This window comes from Priestia sp. 53B2 (assembly GCF_056099005.1).
Genome location: NZ_JBLZXA010000038.1, coordinates 159,171 through 180,991, shown reverse-complemented (window position 1 = coordinate 180,991; position 21,821 = coordinate 159,171). Strand labels below are relative to the sequence as shown.

Annotated in this window: 23 protein-coding genes and 2 pseudogenes; 2 read left to right on the top strand and 23 right to left on the bottom strand. The window is 36.3% G+C overall.

Features of this window, described 5'->3' with window-relative positions:
- Positions 1–464 precede the first annotated feature (464 nt).
- The 19 genes and pseudogenes from mobL to ACN6NE_RS29900 all read right to left on the bottom strand — a co-directional run.
- Positions 465–932 (bottom strand): annotated as a pseudogene (gene mobL, locus ACN6NE_RS29990) (relaxase MobL); the annotation flags it as partial.
- Positions 929–1,282 carry a hypothetical protein gene (locus ACN6NE_RS29985; RefSeq protein WP_474329140.1) on the bottom strand — a complete coding sequence of 118 codons (354 nt, stop codon included), beginning with the start codon at positions 1,280–1,282 and terminating at the stop codon, positions 929–931. The pseudogene mobL and the gene ACN6NE_RS29985, both read right to left, overlap by 4 nt.
- Positions 1,279–1,539: pseudogene (locus tag ACN6NE_RS29980) on the bottom strand (hypothetical protein). The gene ACN6NE_RS29985 and the pseudogene ACN6NE_RS29980 overlap by 4 nt, the downstream one beginning before the upstream one ends.
- A gap of 259 nt (positions 1,540–1,798) precedes the next feature.
- Positions 1,799–2,686 (bottom strand): hypothetical protein, encoded by an 888-nt coding sequence (locus tag ACN6NE_RS29975; RefSeq protein WP_474329138.1) that lies wholly within the window; start codon positions 2,684–2,686, stop codon positions 1,799–1,801.
- Positions 2,687–2,696: 10 nt separating this feature from the next.
- Positions 2,697–3,278, bottom strand: a complete 582-nt coding sequence (locus tag ACN6NE_RS29970) for a MerR family transcriptional regulator (protein ID WP_474329136.1) — start codon at positions 3,276–3,278, stop codon at positions 2,697–2,699.
- A gap of 14 nt (positions 3,279–3,292) precedes the next feature.
- A complete protein-coding gene (locus ACN6NE_RS29965; RefSeq protein WP_474329134.1) occupies positions 3,293–4,405 on the bottom strand; it encodes a bifunctional lytic transglycosylase/C40 family peptidase in 1,113 nt (370 codons plus the stop codon).
- A 3-nt stretch (positions 4,406–4,408) separates the two neighbouring features.
- Entirely contained in the window at positions 4,409–6,340 is a 1,932-nt protein-coding gene (locus ACN6NE_RS29960) for a VirB4 family type IV secretion system protein (RefSeq protein ID WP_474329153.1), read from the bottom strand.
- 20 nt (positions 6,341–6,360) lie between these two features.
- Complete coding sequence (locus ACN6NE_RS29955; RefSeq protein WP_474329132.1) at positions 6,361–7,074, bottom strand: hypothetical protein; 714 nt, start codon at positions 7,072–7,074, stop codon at positions 6,361–6,363.
- Positions 7,075–7,089: 15 nt separating this feature from the next.
- The gene (locus ACN6NE_RS29950) at positions 7,090–7,380 is read right to left on the bottom strand and encodes a DUF5592 family protein (RefSeq protein ID WP_251448526.1); all 291 of its coding nucleotides are present in this window, start codon (positions 7,378–7,380) and stop codon (positions 7,090–7,092) included.
- 39 nt (positions 7,381–7,419) lie between these two features.
- Positions 7,420–10,236 (bottom strand): pLS20_p028 family conjugation system transmembrane protein, encoded by a 2,817-nt coding sequence (locus ACN6NE_RS29945; RefSeq protein ID WP_474329130.1) that lies wholly within the window; start codon positions 10,234–10,236, stop codon positions 7,420–7,422.
- Between the two features lie 23 nt (positions 10,237–10,259).
- The gene (locus ACN6NE_RS29940) at positions 10,260–10,466 is read right to left on the bottom strand and encodes a hypothetical protein (protein ID WP_029325363.1); all 207 of its coding nucleotides are present in this window, start codon (positions 10,464–10,466) and stop codon (positions 10,260–10,262) included.
- Positions 10,467–10,486: 20 nt separating this feature from the next.
- Complete coding sequence (locus ACN6NE_RS29935; protein ID WP_474329127.1) at positions 10,487–13,069, bottom strand: VirD4-like conjugal transfer protein, CD1115 family; 2,583 nt, start codon at positions 13,067–13,069, stop codon at positions 10,487–10,489.
- Positions 13,059–13,568 carry a hypothetical protein gene (locus ACN6NE_RS29930; RefSeq protein WP_474329125.1) on the bottom strand — a complete coding sequence of 170 codons (510 nt, stop codon included), beginning with the start codon at positions 13,566–13,568 and terminating at the stop codon, positions 13,059–13,061. Before ACN6NE_RS29930 ends, ACN6NE_RS29935 begins: the two co-directional genes overlap by 11 nt.
- A 15-nt stretch (positions 13,569–13,583) precedes the next feature.
- Positions 13,584–14,711, bottom strand: a complete 1,128-nt coding sequence (locus ACN6NE_RS29925; RefSeq protein WP_474329123.1) for a hypothetical protein — start codon at positions 14,709–14,711, stop codon at positions 13,584–13,586.
- A 67-nt stretch (positions 14,712–14,778) separates the two neighbouring features.
- The gene (locus ACN6NE_RS29920) at positions 14,779–15,084 is read right to left on the bottom strand and encodes a hypothetical protein (RefSeq protein ID WP_047933325.1); all 306 of its coding nucleotides are present in this window, start codon (positions 15,082–15,084) and stop codon (positions 14,779–14,781) included.
- 21 nt (positions 15,085–15,105) lie between these two features.
- A complete protein-coding gene (locus ACN6NE_RS29915; protein ID WP_474329121.1) occupies positions 15,106–15,354 on the bottom strand; it encodes a hypothetical protein in 249 nt (82 codons plus the stop codon).
- A gap of 28 nt (positions 15,355–15,382) precedes the next feature.
- Positions 15,383–15,847: a hypothetical protein gene (locus ACN6NE_RS29910; RefSeq protein ID WP_474329119.1), complete on the bottom strand. Its 465-nt coding sequence runs from the start codon at positions 15,845–15,847 to the stop codon at positions 15,383–15,385.
- Positions 15,848–16,329: 482 nt separating this feature from the next.
- On the bottom strand, positions 16,330–16,578 hold the full coding sequence (locus tag ACN6NE_RS29905; RefSeq protein ID WP_047933333.1) for a hypothetical protein: 249 nt from the start codon (positions 16,576–16,578) through the stop codon (positions 16,330–16,332).
- Positions 16,579–16,615: 37 nt separating this feature from the next.
- Positions 16,616–16,831: a helix-turn-helix transcriptional regulator gene (locus ACN6NE_RS29900; RefSeq protein ID WP_275212013.1), complete on the bottom strand. Its 216-nt coding sequence runs from the start codon at positions 16,829–16,831 to the stop codon at positions 16,616–16,618.
- Between the two features lie 151 nt (positions 16,832–16,982).
- Between ACN6NE_RS29900 and ACN6NE_RS29895 the strand changes: the two genes are divergently transcribed.
- Positions 16,983–17,396: a helix-turn-helix domain-containing protein gene (locus ACN6NE_RS29895; RefSeq protein ID WP_098563037.1), complete on the top strand. Its 414-nt coding sequence runs from the start codon at positions 16,983–16,985 to the stop codon at positions 17,394–17,396.
- 159 nt (positions 17,397–17,555) lie between these two features.
- Here the strand turns inward: ACN6NE_RS29895 and ACN6NE_RS29890 are convergent, their stop codons facing one another.
- The 4 genes from ACN6NE_RS29890 to ACN6NE_RS29875 all read right to left on the bottom strand — a co-directional run bounded on the left by ACN6NE_RS29890 (position 17,556) and on the right by ACN6NE_RS29875 (position 20,669).
- Complete coding sequence (locus tag ACN6NE_RS29890) at positions 17,556–18,143, bottom strand: response regulator transcription factor (RefSeq protein WP_474329115.1); 588 nt, start codon at positions 18,141–18,143, stop codon at positions 17,556–17,558.
- A gap of 21 nt (positions 18,144–18,164) precedes the next feature.
- Entirely contained in the window at positions 18,165–19,469 is a 1,305-nt protein-coding gene (locus ACN6NE_RS29885; RefSeq protein WP_474329113.1) for a sensor histidine kinase, read from the bottom strand.
- Positions 19,470–19,555: 86 nt separating this feature from the next.
- A complete protein-coding gene (locus ACN6NE_RS29880; RefSeq protein ID WP_308346158.1) occupies positions 19,556–20,185 on the bottom strand; it encodes an HAD-IA family hydrolase in 630 nt (209 codons plus the stop codon).
- Positions 20,186–20,411: 226 nt separating this feature from the next.
- Complete coding sequence (locus tag ACN6NE_RS29875) at positions 20,412–20,669, bottom strand: hypothetical protein (RefSeq protein ID WP_474329110.1); 258 nt, start codon at positions 20,667–20,669, stop codon at positions 20,412–20,414.
- A 520-nt stretch (positions 20,670–21,189) separates the two neighbouring features.
- On the opposite strand from ACN6NE_RS29875, the gene ACN6NE_RS29870 reads away from it, so the two are divergent.
- Positions 21,190–21,753 (top strand): helix-turn-helix domain-containing protein, encoded by a 564-nt coding sequence (locus ACN6NE_RS29870; RefSeq protein ID WP_474329108.1) that lies wholly within the window; start codon positions 21,190–21,192, stop codon positions 21,751–21,753.
- The last annotated feature ends 68 nt before the right edge of the window (positions 21,754–21,821 follow it).

Below are 21,821 nucleotides of genomic sequence, written 5' to 3'. Positions count from 1 at the left end.
AACCTTAGCTATCTTTTATACTTTTAGGTGCAACCTTTAGGCCTGCGGGCCTTACGACGCCATCGTCCGTCGTGCGAATTTCATAAAAACAAATCTTACTTTTCGGTATCCCGCCCTGCGTTTTTATGCAGTTTGAGTGTTTACATCTCAATCACAGTTTAGACCTGTACATTCAGTTGTTCGTTAGTACCAACCGGTACATTCTCACCATGAGTATCTTTTCAGCCGACCGAGCTATCAGTAACCGTATCTCTAATTATTGACTTAGGTTACCTTCACCCGACTTCACCTAGCTTCGCACCCTACATCCTATTCGATGTAACGCACGTAGGAGTATTATCGAGGATGTTTCTACTAGACATGTTAGTATCATTCCATCCTTCAGGTTGATAGTTTCACCCTCATTCAAGGGCTATCTCTTTTCGTCGAAACAATTATCGATTTATAGAGAAACAAGTCACACTGTTTTCCGTGTTGTAGTGTATGGCAGCTGACCAGATAGCTGACTGATCTAGCCTTTCCCTTTTAAGCATTTCCTTCATGGACTGACGGGTAATCTCCATTAATTTTTTCTCATCCACTGTATGAGTATGAGAGTCATATAAACCATTTTCTTGGAGCCAAGGGTTATGAAATGTAATAACATCTTGCCACATGATACTGTTATTTTTTTGTGCTGTTTCAAATAAACCTTTCAATTCTTTTTTCTCATATTCATTTAACTGATCCGAGTGCTCTATAAATAAAGAGGACGTCTTATCAGGGTTATTCATATAGTCTTGATAAAGAGAAAATAGTTTTTCATGTACTTCTTGATCTTTCTTTGCATCGTCACGATCAACATATTCCACATACTCTTGAAATGCTTTCTTATCAGACGTAACAAATTTCGTTTTAAGCACGACTCCTGGTGTAACAGAGGACTGATTCATTTTTCATATCCCTCCAATAAAGAAGCGAAAAGTTCACCTCGTTTTGCTATGCTATAATCCTCAACTTCTTTTAAACTATTCCTTGTAGATTGTTCAATATTTTGCTCCATATATAGCAACTCTTTTTTAATATGAAGTCGTTCCCTCTGAAAAAGATCCTCTATATTTTGAGTAACATCCTTTACGATCTTTTTTATCGAATCATCCTTTCTCTTTTGCGCTTCCTCATGCTCCCGACAGATACAAGAAATCGCATCACCTGTAAATGACAAGTGATGTTCTTTCATATAAGATTGGATATACTTTTTCACTTCAGGTGATAACGATACTTTCATACGCTCCTTCATCATAAAGGTTCATCTCCTCCCATCAATTCATGCATGATGTCATTCATATTTTCCATTGTTGTTGAGCACTGACCCATCACCTAAAGAACTTTCTCTAGCATGTTTTCAAGCTGTAATTCTCTGTTAGTTTGTTCATGAAAAAAAGCCAACATTTCAAGCTGACTTTTTAAGAATTCTTGACGAGAAATCTTTTTTTCTTTTGCAATTTTATCAATTTTTTTTAGTGCAACTGGATCAACATATCGAATTTTAATTTCCATTTTATCCGACCTCTCTTTTGTAGTAGTGCTCTTCCTCTTAAAAAGAGAGAAGAGCATAAGGGGTTTTTGCCCCCACCATAGGTGTGGGGCTAGGCAGAGCCTAGCAAAACCGTGGGTACAAGAAAACCTGTTGAATGTGAACCTACTGTTGACCTAAACCCTGCCATGTGAACCTACTGTGAACCTGAAAAACTAATGATGTGAACCTACTGTGAACCTCAAAAAAACACATGTTGACCTACTGTTGACATGTGTTTTTTCACTTCATGGCTAAATCTTGTTGTTTTTCATTCAATTTTTGGAGCTTTTCTTGTAAACTTTTTTGTTCATCTTTATAGAGCTGAATGCTTTCATCACTTGATTGAATCGCATCCTTTTTCATCGCAATTTTTGATTCAGTATCGGCTTTTTCCTCATTCACTTGGTACTTCATATCACGTTGTAACTCATTCATTTCTTGTTGCGTTTGACGTTTATGTTTGGCTTCTACTGTGATTGCTTTTTCATAGTTTTTCATTTTCTTTTTGACAAACTGTTTCTCTAACTCATTAACTAAAAGCGCATATTCTTGTTTGGTTTTTGTTCCTTTTCCTTCTTCACTTTTCGTTTTTCGTTGGTCAGAATAGAGCGTTGTAATTAACGCATGAGCATCTATTTCTTCTGTTGAATCTGTTTCTGAATCACTCGTTACATCATCTACGTTTACCGTTTCTTTTTCTTCATTTTCTTGATATAGATCAAAGGCAAGTGCTTCCCAATTTGGAGACAAATCGCTGATTCTTACGACGTAATAGCCATCATCTTCATACAATAAATGAACAGGTAATTTTACGCTTGGATTTGCTTTTTCTTGTGCCACAAAGCTTACTTCTTCTTCATCCGTTTGATTCATTTTGATGACCATATCGAGTGAACTTGAAGCCGGATGATACACACGATTTTCAATCGTGACGGTTCCTGTTATGTTAGAAGAAACCGCCTCATAGGTATTCGTATGATACAAAGGATCTTCTGTTTTTAAATAAAATTTCGATGTCAGTAAGGATAAAAAACCGATAAAGAAAAAGATCAACATTACTGTATACTTCCATGACCGATTGCGATTTAAATTAAATCGATAATCTTCAAATTGCTTCTTAAATGCCATCTTCTCCACCTCATTTCATGATTTCTGTTTTCAATTCTTCAATACTATAAACCACCCATTTATTCTCTTCTTTCCGTAGAGAAACTTTAATAATGTCATGCGTTTGATCGTCGACATTCTCATCTTTTATGACAAGATGATTCGTAAATTCTGCAATGACTTCGACCCTTTCTTGCCCTCCATCATATTGTTGTACATAAAGCTGTAAATCGTTTGGAATCGAAGTGTAACTATCTCCATATACGAACTTTTCAGAAGGATAAAATTGCTCATAAAGCTCTTTGTCCATGATGGATTTTGCAACCTTCTTTCGTTCCTCAAATCCTTCTTTTTCACGATGATAAGACACATCGATGAATTGATTAACCGTATTCAAGTAATCTCGTTTTTGTTGTTCTTGGGCAGAAGGGCGAACTTCACTTAGTTGTTTTTTTAGCTCTTTATTTTCTTCTTTTAAGCTGTCATTTGTGACTTGAATTTGTTTCGAAGCTGTTGTGTTGGAGATATTATAGTTAAGGTAGATATTGAAAATGGTCACGCCTGCCACCACAACGGCAAGCGCTCCAAATAGTAGTGCTGCTTTATTTTTCATCGCCTTTTCTCCTTTTAAAATCGTTTTACTCTTCCATTGAATCGTTCACCAAAATACGTTCCTTTTGCCATACTTGCGATGGCTACACCTGTTTTTCCTTGGCAGCCTAAAAACTGATTATTTCCAACATATATGCCGACGTGGCCGTCTATCTTATAGGTATCAAAAAACACCACATCTCCAGGCTTCATGTCTTTTGGATTGATTGCTTGCCCTTGTGTTTTGAGTGTATCGGTTGTTACTCCTGACATTGGACCGACATTCACTCCTACTTGCTCGAATGCCCACCTAACAAAACTTGAACAATCAAAACGTCCTGCATTAATATCAGATTGAGAGCGCCCACCACCAAATACATAGCGTGTTTTGCCAATCAACGTTTTACCTGCATCAATCACTTTCACACCCGATTTCCCACCACTTCCGCCACTCGCAGGAGCAGCAGGTTTTCCGTCAGCTGTGATCGTTCCTGTGTAATATTTCAACACAGCATCTTTGTAGGCTATATCGCCGTAGCACGCCTGATAGGGAACAGCCTCTGGTCGAAGGCAGTGATAGTTTCCCGTATGCTTGACTTTTTGGTATTGAATTTGTGAAAACTTTATGGCTAATTCCTTGGTATAATGACCTCCATTTTTGTTCACGAAGATAATAAACCCTGGCCCGAAATTATAACTTTGTAGACATAACTCTAGATCATAATGGGCTTTTTCTAATACGTCTTTAAAATGTTTTACTCCTTGGTCAATAGAGGCTTCAGGGTTCTGAATACACCCAACGCTTCCGCATTTAGACTCAGAACTTTGCATCGGATCGTTTCCTCTTCCTCCACTTTCTTGCATCATCAATGCCATCATAATTGGCACGTAAGAAGCATCTAACCCATGCTTTTGTGCATATTTTTCAAGCAACGGTTGATACCTCATGACTTCTGGTGACACATTAGCCGTTCCTACACCGATGCCTCCTCCTTCAATCTCTGTTACGTCACTTTGTTGACTATCTTTTTCAAATTCACCTGTAATAGCTACAATCGTACTCATCACTAAAAGGCCCGATAATCCTAACAGGATCAACGCGCCTCCAATCAAATATTTTTTTGGAATGAGCTGTAAAACGATATGCAAGGCTTACGCACCTCCACCGTACAGCACTTTTTCTTCTTCATCGATTTCAATATGAAAGAGAATGTTTTTTACGGACTTAATACAAAGAAGGACATCTCCTATTGGCAACTTCGGAATCTCAGCCAATTCACTATCTGTAATCCCTGTTTTAAACACTCGTTGAATGGTATCTAAGTTGTTGTCATCTTGCTGCATGATGAATTTATATTGCGTTAAATCAAAGAGCTTTTTAATTTTTTCAATCGCTGTTTGTTCCGATCCATCTGGCACAAAGTCACTAATTAAATGACTTGCGTAAATCAAACCTGCAAAGTATTTCCGTGCTTCTCGACTAAATTCGGTCAAGAAATCTAAGGTATGCTCATTGCCTTTTTTCGTGTTGATGAGATGATGAGCCTCGTCAATAACAATGAGATAACGTACAGCATCTTCAAAGGTCAGTGTCCCTTTCGTAAAGGCTGCCAATTGTGCTTCTCCATTCTGCAGCATACCATCCCATAATAAACTCATGACATTGAAAAGCTGCGCCTGGGCAATTTCATCTTTTAATTTTGATAAGTGACGGATGGAGAAGAATACAACTTGCTCGTCGTTAAAATCTTCGATGGTTGAAATGCCATCAAACAAATGAGCATACGTTTCAACTAAGTTTTCAATATTTAGTTCAATTAATTCAAGACGACGTTTCCGATACTCTCCTAAGTTTGGATGGTGTTCTCTTGTTTCCTCATCTGCATATAACTCTTGTCGAATGAGCTGTAGAAACTCACTAAAGGTTGGGTAAGCTTCTGGAGAAAGCCCAGTGATATGATTGCTTGCGCCCTTCTCATCGTTCCATAACTTCTTTTGGATATAGAGTTTACGAAGTAACTTTTCATACTCCTTTAACTCATCATCTTTTGCTTCTGGTGCAATATAGCGATAGAAAACGGTTAATTTGGATAAATGCTGCGTAAAGCTATTAATCTCATGTACATGTGTTTTAAATACTTGTAAGGGATTAATTTGCCCTTCTGATCCATCGAGCGCAATCTGTTTACCTCCTAATTCTCTGACGAGACTTTCAAACTCCCCTACAATATCGAATCCTCGAATCTTATAGCCTTTAATGGCATTATCTGTGGTGACTTTCTTTAAAAATGTGGACTTACCTGCGCCCATTAATCCCATTAACACCGCATTATAACTTTTACGTTGTTGATCTTTGTGAAATAAATCAAAGATCACGCTGCCACCTGTACGAGTTGTCCCTTGATACGTACCGTATGGATCATCTAAGTGAGTAAAATGAAAAGGAAACCCTCCGGCTAACGCTAATGCGGGGATTTCTTTTCCTTTTCGCTTATTAGGATATTTCTTTTGAATGTCAAAATGCGTCACTAACGATTCCCACTCATACTCTTGTTCATTTAAGAAAATGGATCCTCTGAAGTTATGCGTTTCAAGGTGATGAATGACTTCTTTTAATCGCTTTTCTAAGTCAGGAATCGTTTTTTCTGCAATATAAATGCGAAGGTGTATCCTTTTGATCACTTCTCCATTTGTGACTTGACGGTACAACTCTTTCATATCTAAATACTGTTCTTGTGCATCCATACGATCAATGTTTTCTTTGGCATTCACATGCCGTGCATTTTGTTCCGACATATTTTTATTGATCGCTTCTACGACTTGTTTTCGCTCATCGCTTACCACATCTAAGGTAGTAATGGCATTTGGCATGTTCATAATCGGTTCCAGCCAAAAATCATTCACGTTCGTTGGATACTCATAAATGTGAATACATGTCGAGTACCCATCTCCATTTCGAACGAGGTTTTCTTTAAAGCTTATTCCTCCTTGTGGTTGAATCTGTGCCACAAAATGAGGATTGTATCCTTTTTTCTGCTTAATCTCTTGAGGTGTTTTCTCTTTTTTACGGAAAGGTAATGGCATCATCGATTTATCATCCTTTCTTATTGTTTATTGCCAAGCTTGGCGTTTTGATTGTAGAGTTTGTAAAGAAGATTAATTTGTTTTTCATCCGAAACAGGTAACAGAGGGACAGCCAGTTGAATATCTCGCATAAATTGATCTTTTCGTTCTTTCACAGCGAGTTCAGTCGGTCCATATAGGAAAAGAAAGTATTCTCGATTGGTTCGCCCCCATTCTAAATATTGAAGTTCTTTTAATTTTTTTCGTAAGAACCGAAGAGATAACGCATTTGGGGCTTCTCGAATCTTCTTTTCAAGATACTGTTGTTGCTTTTGAGTTGAAACAGGCAAGTTTAACGAGATAATCTTAAAAGGATCTTTATCGCCCTGGTATGTTTTGGCCAGTGTATAAATATTGCGTCCTGCCTCTTGGTCATGCATGGCATTGATATCTGTACTTTGAAGCTGCCAGATCCCAAAAAAGCCACCTTCATCTTTTAGCTGAAATAATCCACTATCCGTTTGATCGATGATAGGAATGATATCAGCCACGCTTTTCTTTACCTCCGGTAGTTTCTCTTTCTTTTTTTCCTTTTCAGCCTTTGAAGGCTGTAACAGAGAAAAAAGATTCTTATTCTTTGTACGAGCGATCCGTTTATCAATTTCCTTTTCATCAAAGAGAAGGGAGTTACTTGTCTTTTTTTCTTTTAAAATAGGTTTCTCTTTTTCTAGGATTCTTTCATCAAATAATGTCATCTATCATACCCTCCTTTATTCTTGATCCCGATCTATGGCACAATACGTGCTCTTCTTTCGTACCAATGTAAGCAATAACGCCTCATACATCCGTTTTTTAGGGTTCGTACTTGGTCTAACGATCATCAATAGCCCAAATATGCCCATGAAGATATAAAAGGGAATTTGAAGTGTAGGATGAATAAAAAAACGTAACATCATCGTGACCATAAGTAAGCCAATAATGAACAACAAATCGAAGAGATAAAGTGATTTATTAATCTTTAATTCCGTTGAGATTTCTCTCGGAATGTTATAGTTTGCCATGATTCTTCTCCTCCCTATAAAAAAGAGAAGTAACGCTTGTTACTTCTCTTCTGGTTTATTTCGTTTCTTTGATCCAAGATTTCGTAAATCTCGCCCTGTATTTCGTCCAATTTGATAAGAACGTTTTGTTTTGTGGATTGTTTGCGAATTATCAATACGTTCTTTTACCTTTCCTACCCCTCCCTTAAAGTTATCTTTTACTACTTGGGCAATATTGCGTGTTTCTATCCGGTTCTGATCTGGCATTGGAATATCGTCTGTTGAAGCAGGGACTGTGTCTTTTTCAATTGGTTGTTTTCCTTGGCGAGGTTCCTGTGTAGCTGCCACTTGTGCTTGTGCTTGTGCTTGATCCATCCCTGTAGGCATGGAAACAGACGGTTCTCTTGTTGGTGTAGGATAACTTACACTTTCTACAGAAGAGCTACCTTCACTTGTACTTCCACCGTAACCAGAAGTTTGAATTTCCTCATGAAGAGGCGTATTCACACTTCCTACAGAAGAGCTACCTTCACTTGTACTTCCGCCGTAACCGGAAGTTTGAATTTCTTCATGAACAGGTGTACTCACATTTCCTACAGAAGAGCTGCCTTCACTTGTACTTCCGCCGTAACCGGAAGTTCGAATTTCTTCATGAAGAGGCGTATTCACACTTCCTACAGAAGAGCTACCTTCACTTGTACTTCCGCCGTAACCGGAAGTTTGAATTTCTTCATGAACAGGTGTACTCACATTTCCTACAGAAGAGCTGCCTTCACTTGTACTTCCGCCGTAACCGGAAGTTCGAATTTCTTCATGAAGAGGAGCGCTTGTCTTTCCTACTGAAGAGCTACCTCCATTTGTGTTTCCACTCTGACCAGAAGCTTGCATTTCACCATGAAGAGGAGCACTTGCCTTTCCTACTGAAGAGCTGCTTCCATTTGTGTTTCCACTCTGACCAGAAGCTTGCATTTCACCATGAAGAGGAGCACTTGTCTTTCCTACTGAAGAGCTGCTTCCATTTGTATTTCCATTCTGACCAGAAGCTTGCATTTCACCATGAAGAGGAGCACTTGCCTTTCCTACTGAAGAGCTGCCTCCATTTGTGCTTCCACTCTGACCAGAAGCCTGCATTTCATCATGTAGAGAAGCACTTCCACCCTCTACAGAAGATCCAGTACCTTCATTTGGACTTTCACTATAGCCAGAAGCCTGCATTTCATCATGTAGAGAAGCACTTCCACCTTCTACAGAAGATCCAGTACCTTCATTTGGACTTTCACTATAGCCAGAAGCTTGCATTTCATCATGTAGAGATGTATTTCCACCTTCTACAGAGGAAGTTGATCCTTGACTATCAGTAGAAACACCTGCTGCTTGCATTTCCTCTTGTAGAGATATGCCTTGACCTGATCCTTTTCCTTCTGAAGAATTTCCTTCAGTATTTTTGCCCCCTTCTTGTTTTTCAGCAGAGGATAATCCCTGTTGTTGAGCTTTCTGCTCATTTCCTGAGTTTTGACCTTTAGAAGCAGCGTTTCCTTTCTCACCTGCCATTCCTGCCTTTTTCATTTCTTCATGCAGAGCTGGTTGTTTTTCTTTATTTCCTTGTGTAGCTAACCCTTTACCAAGACCTCCAACTCCTGCTGCTGTCTGAAGAGCGCCACTACCAAGACCTTTTCCTACATTACCAACACCTTTTGCAAGATTGGCTCCGCCTTTTACAGTTCTACCTATCATACCAATACCACTTTCAATTCCTTTTGCCATCGCAAAACCTCCTGCAATAGCGCCCCAACCACTTTTCAAGCCAGCATCAATGCCAAAGAGACGTTCACACATTACAGGCCCATCTACGACTGCAATACTAAAGGCAATTAATGCAATCAGGTATGGAATACCTTCTAGCTTATCGCTAATAAAGACGGTTCCCATTAAATAGACCTTCATGGATATAAAAATCATGATCGTCACAAGGAACGTATTCACGATATTCTTTAGAACGGCTTTTAACTTCTGTCCATCTGCAACATCGGCAGGCGCGACTAGTTGGGCTAAAATCGCATTGAATCCTAGCTCATAACATAATTTTGCCAACTTAATAGACGTAAATAACAGCGTCATCCCTATAACAAAAAGAGAAATGGCAATTGTCCAGAAGTTCCATGACCATCGATAATATAGTTCTGGAAAGAAATCGAACCAACCATTATCTAGCTCTGCAACTCCATCTTTTCCATCTGGTGTCAAAGCAGTCTTATGCGTAATTATGTCTTTTCCATCAGCACTTAATTCTTTGTCTTTAGAAACTTTAAATTTATCATCAATCTTCTCAGTAATATCAATCATCATAATATTTTTTTGTGGCACTTTATTCGATTCTTTTAATTTGGGACTCTTCCACTTCGTAAGATCAAATTGTGCTACATCTGTTAGATTACTTTTAATAATCTTTTGACTTACCGTGCCTTTTTCATTCAAATCAACGGCTTCAATGGCTTGATCGGTGAATTTATCAGCCTTTAACATGCTTGTGTTTAATAAAAGTAAGACTGCCATCGAAATAAAAATGTTAATCATAATCTGTTCACGATTGACTTTCTTCTGAATAATCAACATATAGCCGATATACAGAAAGGAAAAAGCCAGTAACACATATAAAAAGGGTTGAATCTTGGTAATAAAGTCTTGAATTTCGGGTGAATTAAAGAACGATTTGATTCCTAAAATACTATCTGTAATTCCTTCCAATCCATCCACTAGAAACGAAAGAAGTTGAATACACGCCCACCCAACTTTCCGTAACATATAGGTGACGATATTTCCAACATCTAAGTAATCTGAAAACTCATGTAGCTTTTTAAGAATTTCTTCATCCTTCATCTGCTCATCTCCTTACGAAGGTATTACATGCCTTGAAACAACGTATCAACGGTTATTTCTAATCGTTCATCCAGAGGAGAAACACGTATTTGTACAGGTGCTTCTCCTTCCTGTCCTTTTTCCAAGTGTATAGTGCCATCTAGTAAGCCAATTAACACTTGATGTCCTTCCTTCACAATCGGTGCATAGTCCTCTAAAATACGCTCTAATTCCTTCGAAATACTTGTCATTCTTTCTCCTCCTTTTGATATTAAGCTTCTTGTTCTTCCATCTCATGTTGTAACTTCTTAATGATGGTATTTATTTTTACTTCAAGAAGTTTGTGGACATTTTTATTCAGTTGGTCACTAACTCCTAACATCGTTAATTCCTCTTCAAAATCACTCATGGACTGCTTCTCAATCTCTTCTACCGTTTTATTCATTGCTTTTGGTAAGTGTACTTTTAGAGCAGTAGAAACGTTTTTATCTCCACCAAAAAACTCTTTGACTGTTTTAGTTTTATAGTTCTCATACGTTAGAGGAGTAAACGGATCATTCGCTAGTTCCTCTCCTTTTTCCACTTCTGGAGCTTGTGATTGAAAAGGAAAGAAATTATGAATGACCAAGGATCGTGGATTGACTTGTTCATGTAAGGACGAAATATCAATATCTAGAATCGAACGATCCGTGTTAAAGTCCTCTTCAAGGTATTCCCAACGGTATTTCAACGCTGTTTTTCCGGTGTTATAAATCGGATGCGCTTTAATTCTCTGACGTGCTTTATCTTGACGTTTAACCACACGAACGACGACACTTTCTCCCTCTTGCAATTCCATTAATTCATTGGGTGTTAATAACGGTTTTCCGTCCACTCCCTCTGTTTTACTTTTATCTGTTGATAATCCTTTGCCACTTCGAGAGGTAGAATTGATGGTACCGTCTCCTAATTTTTGTGATATCGTTTTAGCTGTTTCATAGTTATTACTTAAAATATAAATCGTATTTCCACAGTTCCCTTCAATCGTTTCAGCATCATCCCCATATTTATTTTTTAGTTGTGCATAGGCTTGAATCACTAAGTTGAAGCGTATATTTCGCCCTAAACAAACCGTGATAATATTCGCCATATCTTGAATGGCTGGCATATTTCCAAATTCATCCAAAATTAGAACCACTTCCCTATGACACTTGTTTCCTCTTGCCAATGAAGCATTCTTAGAAAGCACATAATATAACTGTCGAACAAAAATAGAGGCTATTACATGGTTACTTGAATCATAGTCGGGTGTGACCATAAAAATGGCGATTGGTTTTGTAAAATACGTCACTTCCTTTACATGAATGGTTGGATGCTGTTTCTCTACTGTAAACGTGGTAGCTCCTGTTTCTTTCGTGATTTTATTAATCGATATAACTGTTTCAAGCCTTGAGGAAGTAACAATTTTATCACTCAACTTTTCAGCTAGAATAATTTCATCATTCTGCTTTACTTTGCTTGTAAAGTTGACTTCAAATAACCCTTTTGCATCGGTTTTAATCGTTTCCGTTTGGCCATCTGGAAAGATGATTTCTAAGCGAGTAAGAGGTGCTGCTGTTCCTTTAATTGTTTTTCCAAAGCCAACACGCTTTAAATCTACGCTATTTTTAGAGGTCATTTTGGCGATTTCATCAAACGTAAAAATGGATAGTCCATTCATCGTTTGGGTGAAAATCCCCCCTCTTGTCGTACCTTTTGAGAAGTTTGAAGTCGCATACTGCATTTTGGCGACACTCTCTGTTGGCAGCCCATCAAAGTATAAATCTAACGCATTTTGGGTATCTCCTTTTTTATTAATCACAACCTCTTTCGAGCCTAACTCTGACAACATATTCGCCACTGTATACATGGTGATTTTATCCTCTTCTTTTTCTTTAATACACTTATCCGTTACAGCAAGAATCATAGCATTACATAAACTCATGGCACATTGTTGCCAAAACGGATCTTTCGCATTTGGATTGTAGTAAAGCGTATACGATAACGTATTACATAAAGCCTGAGCTGTTGAGTAATCGCCATCTTTATACGTTTCTTTTATCATTTCCAACAGATTATAACTCATCGATTCTAATGGATTGAGTAAGTTTAGAACTTCAACATGATAGCCTCTTTCCTCTAGCGTGTTTTTAGAAGCTGCGAGGAGTTCTCCTTTTGGATCATTGCAGATTAGGGAAGGTTGTTTTTCAGCTCGTGAGTAGATATCAATCGTTGGAAAAACAAAGGTTTCCCCTTTCCCTGATCGTGTAATCCCGATGATTAAATTATTAACGGGTGTGTCATCAATCAGCATGTAACTTTTCTTCGTAAAGAATCGATGGGTGTGGAGAAGCTTCTGTATTCCCTTTAAAGCTTTATACTCTTTCCATGTTTGAATCAGATCATACGTTTGAATGCGTGAAACAGGTACGCCACCTCCACCTTTATAGGTTGTCGTTTTTTCAGGTACTTTTCGATATTGTTTTTTCAATTCGCGTCTTGTTGTAAAACGTCCCGACCCTTTTTGATTGTGGTTTAAATCTTTGAAATTGGATCGAATATTGTAAGCGAATTTGGCCGTTAATAAGGCAGCTACTAGACACATGGCCCCATATAAAGGCGAGTACTGTTGAAGATGAATCTCTGTCAAAAAAGATGTGTCCAAATGAAAAGGCTGCGGTTCAAATACATCGCTAAACGTTGTTTGAACAAGGTTTAGCATCATGTTAAACAGAAAGTTTAAGATGAGTAGAATAGACACAAAAAAACAAGCACTTAAAGGAATAAGTACTTGTTTTTCAGCGACCACATATTTGATGGATTTATTAGGTTGCATTTCTCATTCCCTCCTGGTCAATCTGTTCAGAGGTAGGAATCACATAATAGGCACTAGATGAAAGGGAAAAGAATGTTTGATCTCTTGCCTCATACTGATGTTGAAGATAACGAAAAGCCGTGTTAATGTCCCATTGCACCTCTTTCATGTCCTCTTCTGTCACCATATAGGCTTCATTAAAAACTAAGTCGTCTTTTTCTTGTTGAGTGAGCTTGGAGATATCTAGAGGTGGCATAGTTGGTTTCGTGCATAATCGAAACTTGAACGCATATTTAATAAAATCATCTGTAAGAGTGATTGAATCAGCATTTTTAAAAATAATGACAATCTGATTTTCTAAAAGAATAACATTATGAACACTATTCGCAATGCGTTGGGCATGGAGTTGAGTTGTGTGAAACGTGCCTAATTCGATTTCTAAAAATAAATCTTCTTCATAGTACTCAACCCCTACGACAAAGGCTTGCTTCTGGTTTTTCACTTTCTCTTGTGTATACATCCTGTTCATCCTTTCTTATAGATTTTTTAGGAGTTCTTCTTGTTTCTTCTGTTGATCCGTTAAAGATTGTATTTTCTTTTCATCTTTTGGATCTTTCTTCTTTTCCTCGTCCACTTGTTTTTTCGTCTCTTCTACCTCCTTCTTTGTTTTCTCATAGGTTTCTATTTTTTGATTCAACCCTTGATTTTGAATATGAGCTGCCTCTTCTTTGGCCTCTTTTACCTTATTAAGCTTTAAATAACCATAAGCTTTCATTTCATACCGTTTATTTGTCATTTCTACCCCTGATTGGCGCATCATATCTTCCCATCGTTGTTCGTAATAGGCAAGATCAAACGCACCATTTGAGGAAGGAAACGTTTGTTGAAACTCTTTTAGCGCATTGATATCTCCCTTTTCTGAAATCATGCTTTCCACTACTTCTGGATGGTTTCCCTGAAGCTGAATAGCTTTTTCATACTTTTTTTGATCGATGAGAAGGCTCATGTAGACCTTTTTTTGTTCGTTCGTGAGACTTTGTTCATCGATAGAAGAAAGTCGTTTTAAAGCCCCTTCTGAATCCCCTAAGAGTGCTCTTTCATATGTTCCTGTTATTTTTTGTTTCAGTATGACTTGCTTTTGTAAATCTTGAATCGTTTCAGCTCGATCTTGAGAAGTAGCTACAGTTGAAAAACATGTAGCCGAAAGGATAAGAAGGGATAAAATCCCTCCTCCATAGATCAACCTACGATTACGAGTAGAAAGAATAGGTGTTTCATTCATTTGCATATGATTTTCTGTTGTTTCCTCTAAGGAAGAAGGCGGATCATCTACTACTTTCAGATGGTCCGGTACTTCCTTGTCGAGCTGTTCAAGAAAACTTCTCTTTCGAGCCTCCTGTATATCATCCATTTTTAAAAGAGCTAACTTTTGTTTAATATGATCGACTACATGAAGAGCACGCCCCGATCCAAGGGATAGCGTTCCACTGTACACCTCATTATCTTCTTCATCTAGGATAAAAAAATCAGCATTTGCCTTCTTGTTGATACGTTGATAATGAGTTTCTAATGTAAATGTTATTTCACATGCATCTTCAATTGATAACTTTTGAAATGTTTTCAACTCTTTCGTCTCACTTTTCATAAACATGACAGACAGCATGTTTCTCCATTCCTTTCTTCTAAAAATGAGCATAGAAAAAAGCTATACAATCGACTGTATAGCTTTCTTAACTTCCGAATCGGATATTTGTATTTACACCTTCAGCTAATGCATAAGCACCCATGACAACCACTAACCCAACTGCGCCTCCAACAAACCACGCGATACATTTATGACGACCTCGTTCTCCACCTAAGATTAAGTGATACCCACCTACACAAAAGGCAAGAGCTGCGGCAACCATCGCAATACGCTGCATCCATTTGATAATAGACTTTCCACTTTCTATGAGGCCATTCATACCATCAGCTGCACCAAGGGTTAAATGGGAAGTTAACTGCGTTACATCCACGCTATTCAATAAATCTAACATATGTTTCACTCCTCTTTTTCATTAATTTTGCGTTACAGGAATACTTTGTGGTCTTACAGGAACTTGTTCAGCTACTTTTGGTTCGTTTTTTTCCTCCTCCTCTTCTTCACTTGTAAAAGCGCTTAATGCTTGAAGAATTAAATCTTGATTTTCTTCAATAAACTGTTGGTGCTGTTGATGTAGCCAGTCATTGTATTTGTTTCCATTCACTTTTAGCAACTTTTCCACGAGGTCTTTTGATTTCTTTAATTCCTTTTGGGAGATCGTCAAGATACCACCACCTTTCAAAGCGTATCTCTTATTCTTCAAAATACAGTTCTTTTGAGGTTTCAATAAAATGAGAAAGTTCTGTTTCTAATTGTGATGGATCATATTCATCTAACTCAATTTGTTGTTTTAATTCACCATCTTTATAGGCAGCTAAAGTATCAGCATGTTGATCTAAGCCATAATCATTTTGACTCTTTGAACCATCAAATTTAGGATGATGTCCATCTAGCTCCTTTCCTTCAACGTTCTCTTGTTGCATTGCATGTTTGACATCATTCATGTATATATCACGATTCGCCTTATTAAAAGAGAACATAATAAATCCTGTACCATCTTCTCTCATAAATTTCTTCATTTGAAGAGGACTTAATTCTTCTAGTTCACCATTTCCTTTCACTTCACTTGAATTTTGGGAAGAGACAAACGCTGTGCCTATTCCAAGAGCCACAACGATTCCTGCCACCGCAGAAATTAACCATTTTTTGTTTTTCATAACCATTCTCCTTTGTTCTTAATATTCAGACATAACAAGCGATTCTGAAACCTGACGAGAGTAATATTTTACCATAGGTTTAACGATCATCTCTGTCTTTTCAAGGCTATGAAAGGAAATATATACCCGTTTCTGGCTGGAAGGGCAAACCCTATATTGGCATGCATAGTTTTTACTAAGCCCAATAATGCACAACGTTTTCGGCATGTACGAAGAACCTCGTGTATCTACTGTTTGGAGTGTTGTCGCTTCTTCGGATTTATCCTCACGCCACCACTCTTCACAGATCATGGATACACCGTCACTGTTTTGGTGCTAGATCACCGATGAGTTTTAGGACGCACTCATCGAACCTTATCGTTATCGTATACCTTAACCCCCTTGTGATCCGTTTAGGGGAGGCACGCAATATGTAATTGTCAAGGTTCCCTTACTCGTGCTCTCGGCACGTTTCAAAATCGCTTGTATGCTGCATCTAAGAACTAGCAGGTCTTTTGTAAAACTTCCTTCAATTCCTCATCTTTTTTTCTTCGCTTGGCGACGATGGTATGTGCCTGATCCATCACTGAGCGTACTTCATAATAGATATCAGCTACACGTTTGACATCGCCTGTGCCTTTTTCTACTGCTATCCCTCCTTTTAACGTATACAACTTTCCATCAAAGGTTTTGGCACTTTTCGCCCGTGCATCTGATATATCATAGAATGCTAGTCGCTTTTGTGCTTCCATGTTCATCGCCCCTTTAAGCTGTTAAGTATTTAAAAACTTAGTTCATATCCTTCTGACCTGGTAAGAAAATATCTTCTAATCTAAGATCCAATGCCTCTGCGATTTTCTTCATATTTTCAAACGTTGGATATTGACGAGTCCCATTTTCAATTTGAGAAATAGTTGGTTGCGGGACTCCTGATAATTGAGCTAAATAGGTCTGGCTCCATTTCTTGGCTAACCTCTTTTCTCGTATGGTATTTATTTCTAGCACCTCCTTGATTACATTATATTCATTTTCGAATATTTTGTAAATAAATTTTTAACCAAATTCGTATATTTTTTTAGTTTTGTTTAATTTGTTGATTTCACATTACTTTCAGTCTTTGATAAAATTAAAAAAAAACTTAAAGAGAGTAGATAATATGAATGAATTAAAGAAGTATATAGGTACAAAAATAAAAGATTATCGAAAAGAACTTAAAATAACTTCTGTCGAGTTAGGAAAGCTCTCTAATACGTCTCAAACCACAATTAGTGGTATTGAGCGTGGAGACAGATTTGCTTCTTTTGAAGTAATGATAAAGATTTGCGAGGTTTTAGGAATTACTTTATACGATGTGCTTCCTTCTGAAATTACTAAGAATTTAGATTTAAATCTCCTCGATCGTAATGATGAAAGAATTAATATCATATTAAGTACTATGGCGCCAGAAGATATTGAAATAGCAGAGAACCTTTTACTTAATCACATGTCGTTCTTGAAAGAGTTTAATAATCTAACTCCTGAAGCGAAAGAATACTTAACAAAATTCATTCATTCAATATCAGATAAATAATCCTTAAATATATGTTATAGGAATTTATTCGTTTGCAGGAGGGGAAACTTTTTTCCCCTCCTCAAATACAAAAGAATGTGCTAAACTTAAAAGTTATTTTTCTTTTTGGATTTAATTTCAACAAAAAAAGGGATCTTAGTATCAATACTAAGATCCCTTTTAAGCATTTAGTTTCCGTCTCCATGACCGAGAATGTTTTTTTATAGTATCTATAGTTTTATATAGACGTTCAGCAATATCGCTTTTTTTATAACCTTTCTTTTCAAGGTTATATACTTCTCTTTCAGAAGATGTAAGACTACGCAATTTCTTTTCTTCTCTCATTTTCCCTAATAGAGCTCCGGCAGCATCCGAGTGTATTTGATTCCTACCTTCAACTGCTTCACGTATAGCCAAGATAATATCATAAATACTACTCTTATTTATATAATTAACTGCTCCTGATTCAAAGGAGTCAACAATAACATCTTGCTCACTAATTGAAGTAAGTGCGATTGCTTTGATTTTTTGCTTACTTAATATTTCAATAATCTCAATTCCATCAAGATTAGCTGCTGTTAAATTGATATCCATAAGAACTATATCAATGTGACTTTCATTTTCTACAATTTCTAGAACTTTCTCTTTAGAATCAACAATTTTTATAACCTCAATATCATCTGCTTCTTTTTCAATATACATGGATATATTTTTTTGCCAAAAAGGATCATCTTCTACTAGAATTACTTTTATATTTTTATCTTTCATGTAGATTTACCTCCCATTTGGTTATGAGCTAAGTTTTGTAGAAATCATCCTAGATTTAGGAAGTTTAATAATCATTGAAGTCCCTTTTCCTACTTCGCTATGTACTGAAAGTTCACCATCATGCGCTCTAATTGTTTTATAACAAAAGCTAAGTCCTAAACCATGATTTTTAATGTTTTTCTTTGTAGAAAAATAGGGTTCCATAATACGATTTAATTCTTCTTTAGAGATCCCAACTCCATTGTCAGTAATTTCAATACTAATTCCACCATTTTTCATTTTGAACATTTGAATATGAATTAAACCTTCTGTCACAACAATTGCTTCCATAGCATTGTTTAAGATATTGTTTACTACTTCTTTTAAAAGAATTGGATCACCATATAATATTGTATCAACTGTGAATTCAGTTTTTATTTTGATACCTTTGGCATTAAAAATTTTCTCTACTCCACGTACACAATCTGTGATTAAGTTTACCATTTCTACATTTGTTTCTTTCAGAACAATTTCTTCTGTCTTTGCTCTAATACGATCCACCATGTTATCTATTCCTTCAATTGCAGAAAAAACTGAATCAATTGCTTTCTCAGCCTCATCTAGATCTCTTTTTTCAATAGAATTTTGAGCAATATTAAAGAAAAACTTTATTTTACTTATTTCGTTCTTAATAGTGTGATTTAATACAGCTGTTCCCCCATTCATTATTTGAATGGACTTATCTAATATTTGCTGTTGTTCTACTTTCACCTTAATTCCAAAGGCACCATTTAGAAAGATATATCCAATAAAGAATATATAAGCCCCAAAGAAAAACATAGGTACAATTCGAAACAACTCTGTCTGTGAATCAATAGCCCTAAGAACGTAATTAAATATAAACACACCTAACCATGCAGGGACGAGCACGATAAAGACTCGGAACTTTTGCTCTCTTTGATAAACATTTATCTCGTCACGCCATGTACAAAACATAATAAAACTAGCAATCAAAAAGTATGGAGCAGACCAAATTAAAAGGATGCGAAAGTTAATATCTATATCTGGGTGAAAGTCAGTGAAAAATATCATAAAAACCATTGGTAAAGAAAGCAGATAAGCTAAAGCTTTTTTCCTTTTCCCTTTAACTATTTGTGAATAAACAATTGAATACATTAGAATAGCATAGGGAGAAATAACTTCACCTAAAAATTGCAAATAGATATGTGCTGTAAATAATATATGGGATATACTCTCAACTCCAAATTTATGTACACCTGGTATAATGTCAGTCAATATGGCTTCTGATAATGCACCTATCCCCCCAGACATTGCAAAAGTAATCATCCATCGGTTTGCTTCATTTTCTTTAGGTTGAGTAATGAACAGAATAATGGCAAATAGTAAATTAAAAACAAATATAAATAACATTCTTAAGTGCCAGACAAAATGTCTAAAATATCTTTTGGTTGCTTTGCCACAAAATCTGCATTACCTGTGCTTAAAAGGTCTAACGAGTCATACCCCCAAGATACTGCTATACAAAGAAGTCCATTTTTTTTAGCAGCTTTAATATCTCTTAACTCATCTCCTATATAAATAACTTCTTCCTTTTTTAATTTGTTATTTTTCAGGAACACTGAAATATCTTTTGATTTAGAAAAAGGGTTAAATGTATATTGACTATAATCAAAAATATTAATGGAATTATTTATTAAAAATTTACTGGTTGCATCTTTCTTATTACTTGTTAAAAAGCCCAATTTATAACCTTGTTTTTTTAGTTCTTTGAGCATTTCACTTATTTCAAGTACAGGTGTTAAATTAGGAATAAACGTTTGATATCTTCTTTTTACTGCAATCCCAACCAGAGGCATCTTATATATAGGTACATTGAGCGTCTTACAACGATCACGTATTGATAATGTACTTAAGTGTAATACCTCTTCTTCGCTAATTTTCTTATAACCTTGCTTCTTAGCAATTTCATTAAAAATATCAATTGCTAAAAGCTTCGTATTTACAATAGTGCCATTGAAGTTAAATAGTATAACTTTTTTCATATAATTCTCCTAGAACTTTTTAAATTTATAGAACATTAGTTTTTGTTTTATCGTATCAAACTACCATTTAATTTCAAATAGAACATAAATCCTTTTATTTACATTTATTATAGTTGTTAGATAATTATATTTGACCTAAATAAATGTTTTTTATTAACACAAAAATGAATATTATTCATTAATTTACTTTTTATACCAAACAAATAACGTTCAATAGTCTTGTTTTTCACATAAAAACCCACCATATTATTCCGATAATTAAGAAAAAACCTAAGATTGCCCCTCCAATTGCAATAACTCCCAATATTATTGGGCCGAAGATAGTAAAAAATAAAAGAATACAAATAATTGCTACAACGATAAGCAGTGCTGCTCCTAAGAATTGTAACAGCAAACCTTTTATGGTAAATAAAAAAGCAAGGATCAAACCAATTATAAGAGAAAATGTAATGATTCTAGTTATACTATTGTTCAGTAATTTCATGTAGCTCCCTCCTCTAACATACCTATAATTATACTTATTTACAGAAATAACTAATTACAACCTAACCTTAACTTACAGTATCCCATATTCCAACAGCCTACTACTTATCTTTTGTACATTAACTAACCTGTGTTTAATCCGAAGCTTGTACTTAAAGATGTGTCAATTTCACATTTAATAAAGATAAATATCGCTATAGAATATAAACTACGTTTTGCATCCCTAAATAAGTTCACCTTAAGTTAAACTAAAGGTAGTTTTAGTTTAACTTAAGGTGAACTTAACTCACCCGACATGCACACTACATCCCGGACAAGTTAAACCATCACTCCGACAAGTTCAACTAAAGATGTCATTTGTCCGAAGGTTCGCCAGAAAGATGTACAAGATGTCGTTTTGTACGAATCTATTTGTTTTCTTAATGTCTTTATTTGTTCAAAATGTTGTTTTGTACGGTATAAAACGTTTCTATTATGTTATCATTATGTCATGATGTATTTTTCAAAGGAGGTTTTCTGCAATGGATTACGAAAAAGTGTATTCCTTAACGGCAATAGCAGACAAATTAGGGCGTTCAAGGTCTAGTGTCTATGATTGGCTGCATACATATAAGGAATTTGTAGAACCGCACACTGTCGGAAAAGGCCGGACAAAGAAATACAGAGAATCTATTTTTCCTGTGTTGTCACTTATAGAAGACCTGAAAGCCGAAGGTCATCCTAATGACTATATTCGTGCTTTGCTTGCTTCGGAAGGTCATGATATTGTTGTTGAAGGGGAAACAAATGAGAATGCTCCAGTTTTGACACAATTAACTGAAGCATATAAAACTATCTTAACGAAAGTTGAAATGCTGGAATCGCAAAATGAAGATTTAGCACGTCAAAATGAAAAAATGGCAAATGCTATGCAGGCAATGGCTGAAGTAATGCGACAAACCGCGGCAACTAATGAAGAAAAAGCAGCAGAGCGTGAAAAACGACAACTTGAACGTGATCAAATGTTAATAGATACTATGCGACAGCTTCATGCTGACAAACAACAAGAACCGAAAGGCTTCCTCTCAAAACTATTTGGTAAATAAAAGAACCCCAACGAATTAATCGTTAGGGTTCTTTTATTTATATGGTCGGTCTCCATCTACTAAAACGG

Bases quoted from the DNA above. Each gene is read 5' to 3' on its own strand.
- ACN6NE_RS29985 (WP_474329140.1), bottom strand. From the start codon at position 1,282: ATGATGAAGGAGCGTATGAAAGTATCGTTATCACCTGAAGTGAAAAAG.
- ACN6NE_RS29975 (WP_474329138.1), bottom strand. From the start codon at position 2,686: ATGGCATTTAAGAAGCAATTTGAAGATTATCGATTTAATTTAAATCGC.
- ACN6NE_RS29970 (WP_474329136.1), bottom strand. From the start codon at position 3,278: ATGAAAAATAAAGCAGCACTACTATTTGGAGCGCTTGCCGTTGTGGTG.
- ACN6NE_RS29960 (WP_474329153.1), bottom strand. From the start codon at position 6,340: ATGCCATTACCTTTCCGTAAAAAAGAGAAAACACCTCAAGAGATTAAG.
- ACN6NE_RS29955 (WP_474329132.1), bottom strand. From the start codon at position 7,074: ATGACATTATTTGATGAAAGAATCCTAGAAAAAGAGAAACCTATTTTA.
- ACN6NE_RS29950 (WP_251448526.1), bottom strand. From the start codon at position 7,380: ATGGCAAACTATAACATTCCGAGAGAAATCTCAACGGAATTAAAGATT.
- ACN6NE_RS29945 (WP_474329130.1), bottom strand. From the start codon at position 10,236: ATGAAGGATGAAGAAATTCTTAAAAAGCTACATGAGTTTTCAGATTAC.
- ACN6NE_RS29940 (WP_029325363.1), bottom strand. From the start codon at position 10,466: ATGACAAGTATTTCGAAGGAATTAGAGCGTATTTTAGAGGACTATGCA.
- ACN6NE_RS29935 (WP_474329127.1), bottom strand. From the start codon at position 13,069: ATGCAACCTAATAAATCCATCAAATATGTGGTCGCTGAAAAACAAGTA.
- ACN6NE_RS29930 (WP_474329125.1), bottom strand. From the start codon at position 13,568: ATGTATACACAAGAGAAAGTGAAAAACCAGAAGCAAGCCTTTGTCGTA.
- ACN6NE_RS29925 (WP_474329123.1), bottom strand. From the start codon at position 14,711: ATGCTGTCTGTCATGTTTATGAAAAGTGAGACGAAAGAGTTGAAAACA.
- ACN6NE_RS29920 (WP_047933325.1), bottom strand. From the start codon at position 15,084: ATGTTAGATTTATTGAATAGCGTGGATGTAACGCAGTTAACTTCCCAT.
- ACN6NE_RS29910 (WP_474329119.1), bottom strand. From the start codon at position 15,847: ATGAAAAACAAAAAATGGTTAATTTCTGCGGTGGCAGGAATCGTTGTG.
- ACN6NE_RS29905 (WP_047933333.1), bottom strand. From the start codon at position 16,578: ATGGAAGCACAAAAGCGACTAGCATTCTATGATATATCAGATGCACGG.
- ACN6NE_RS29895 (WP_098563037.1), top strand. From the start codon at position 16,983: ATGAATGAATTAAAGAAGTATATAGGTACAAAAATAAAAGATTATCGA.
- ACN6NE_RS29890 (WP_474329115.1), bottom strand. From the start codon at position 18,143: ATGAAAGATAAAAATATAAAAGTAATTCTAGTAGAAGATGATCCTTTT.
- ACN6NE_RS29885 (WP_474329113.1), bottom strand. From the start codon at position 19,469: ATGATTACTTTTGCAATGTCTGGGGGGATAGGTGCATTATCAGAAGCC.
- ACN6NE_RS29880 (WP_308346158.1), bottom strand. From the start codon at position 20,185: ATGAAAAAAGTTATACTATTTAACTTCAATGGCACTATTGTAAATACG.
- ACN6NE_RS29875 (WP_474329110.1), bottom strand. From the start codon at position 20,669: ATGAAATTACTGAACAATAGTATAACTAGAATCATTACATTTTCTCTT.
- ACN6NE_RS29870 (WP_474329108.1), top strand. From the start codon at position 21,190: ATGGATTACGAAAAAGTGTATTCCTTAACGGCAATAGCAGACAAATTA.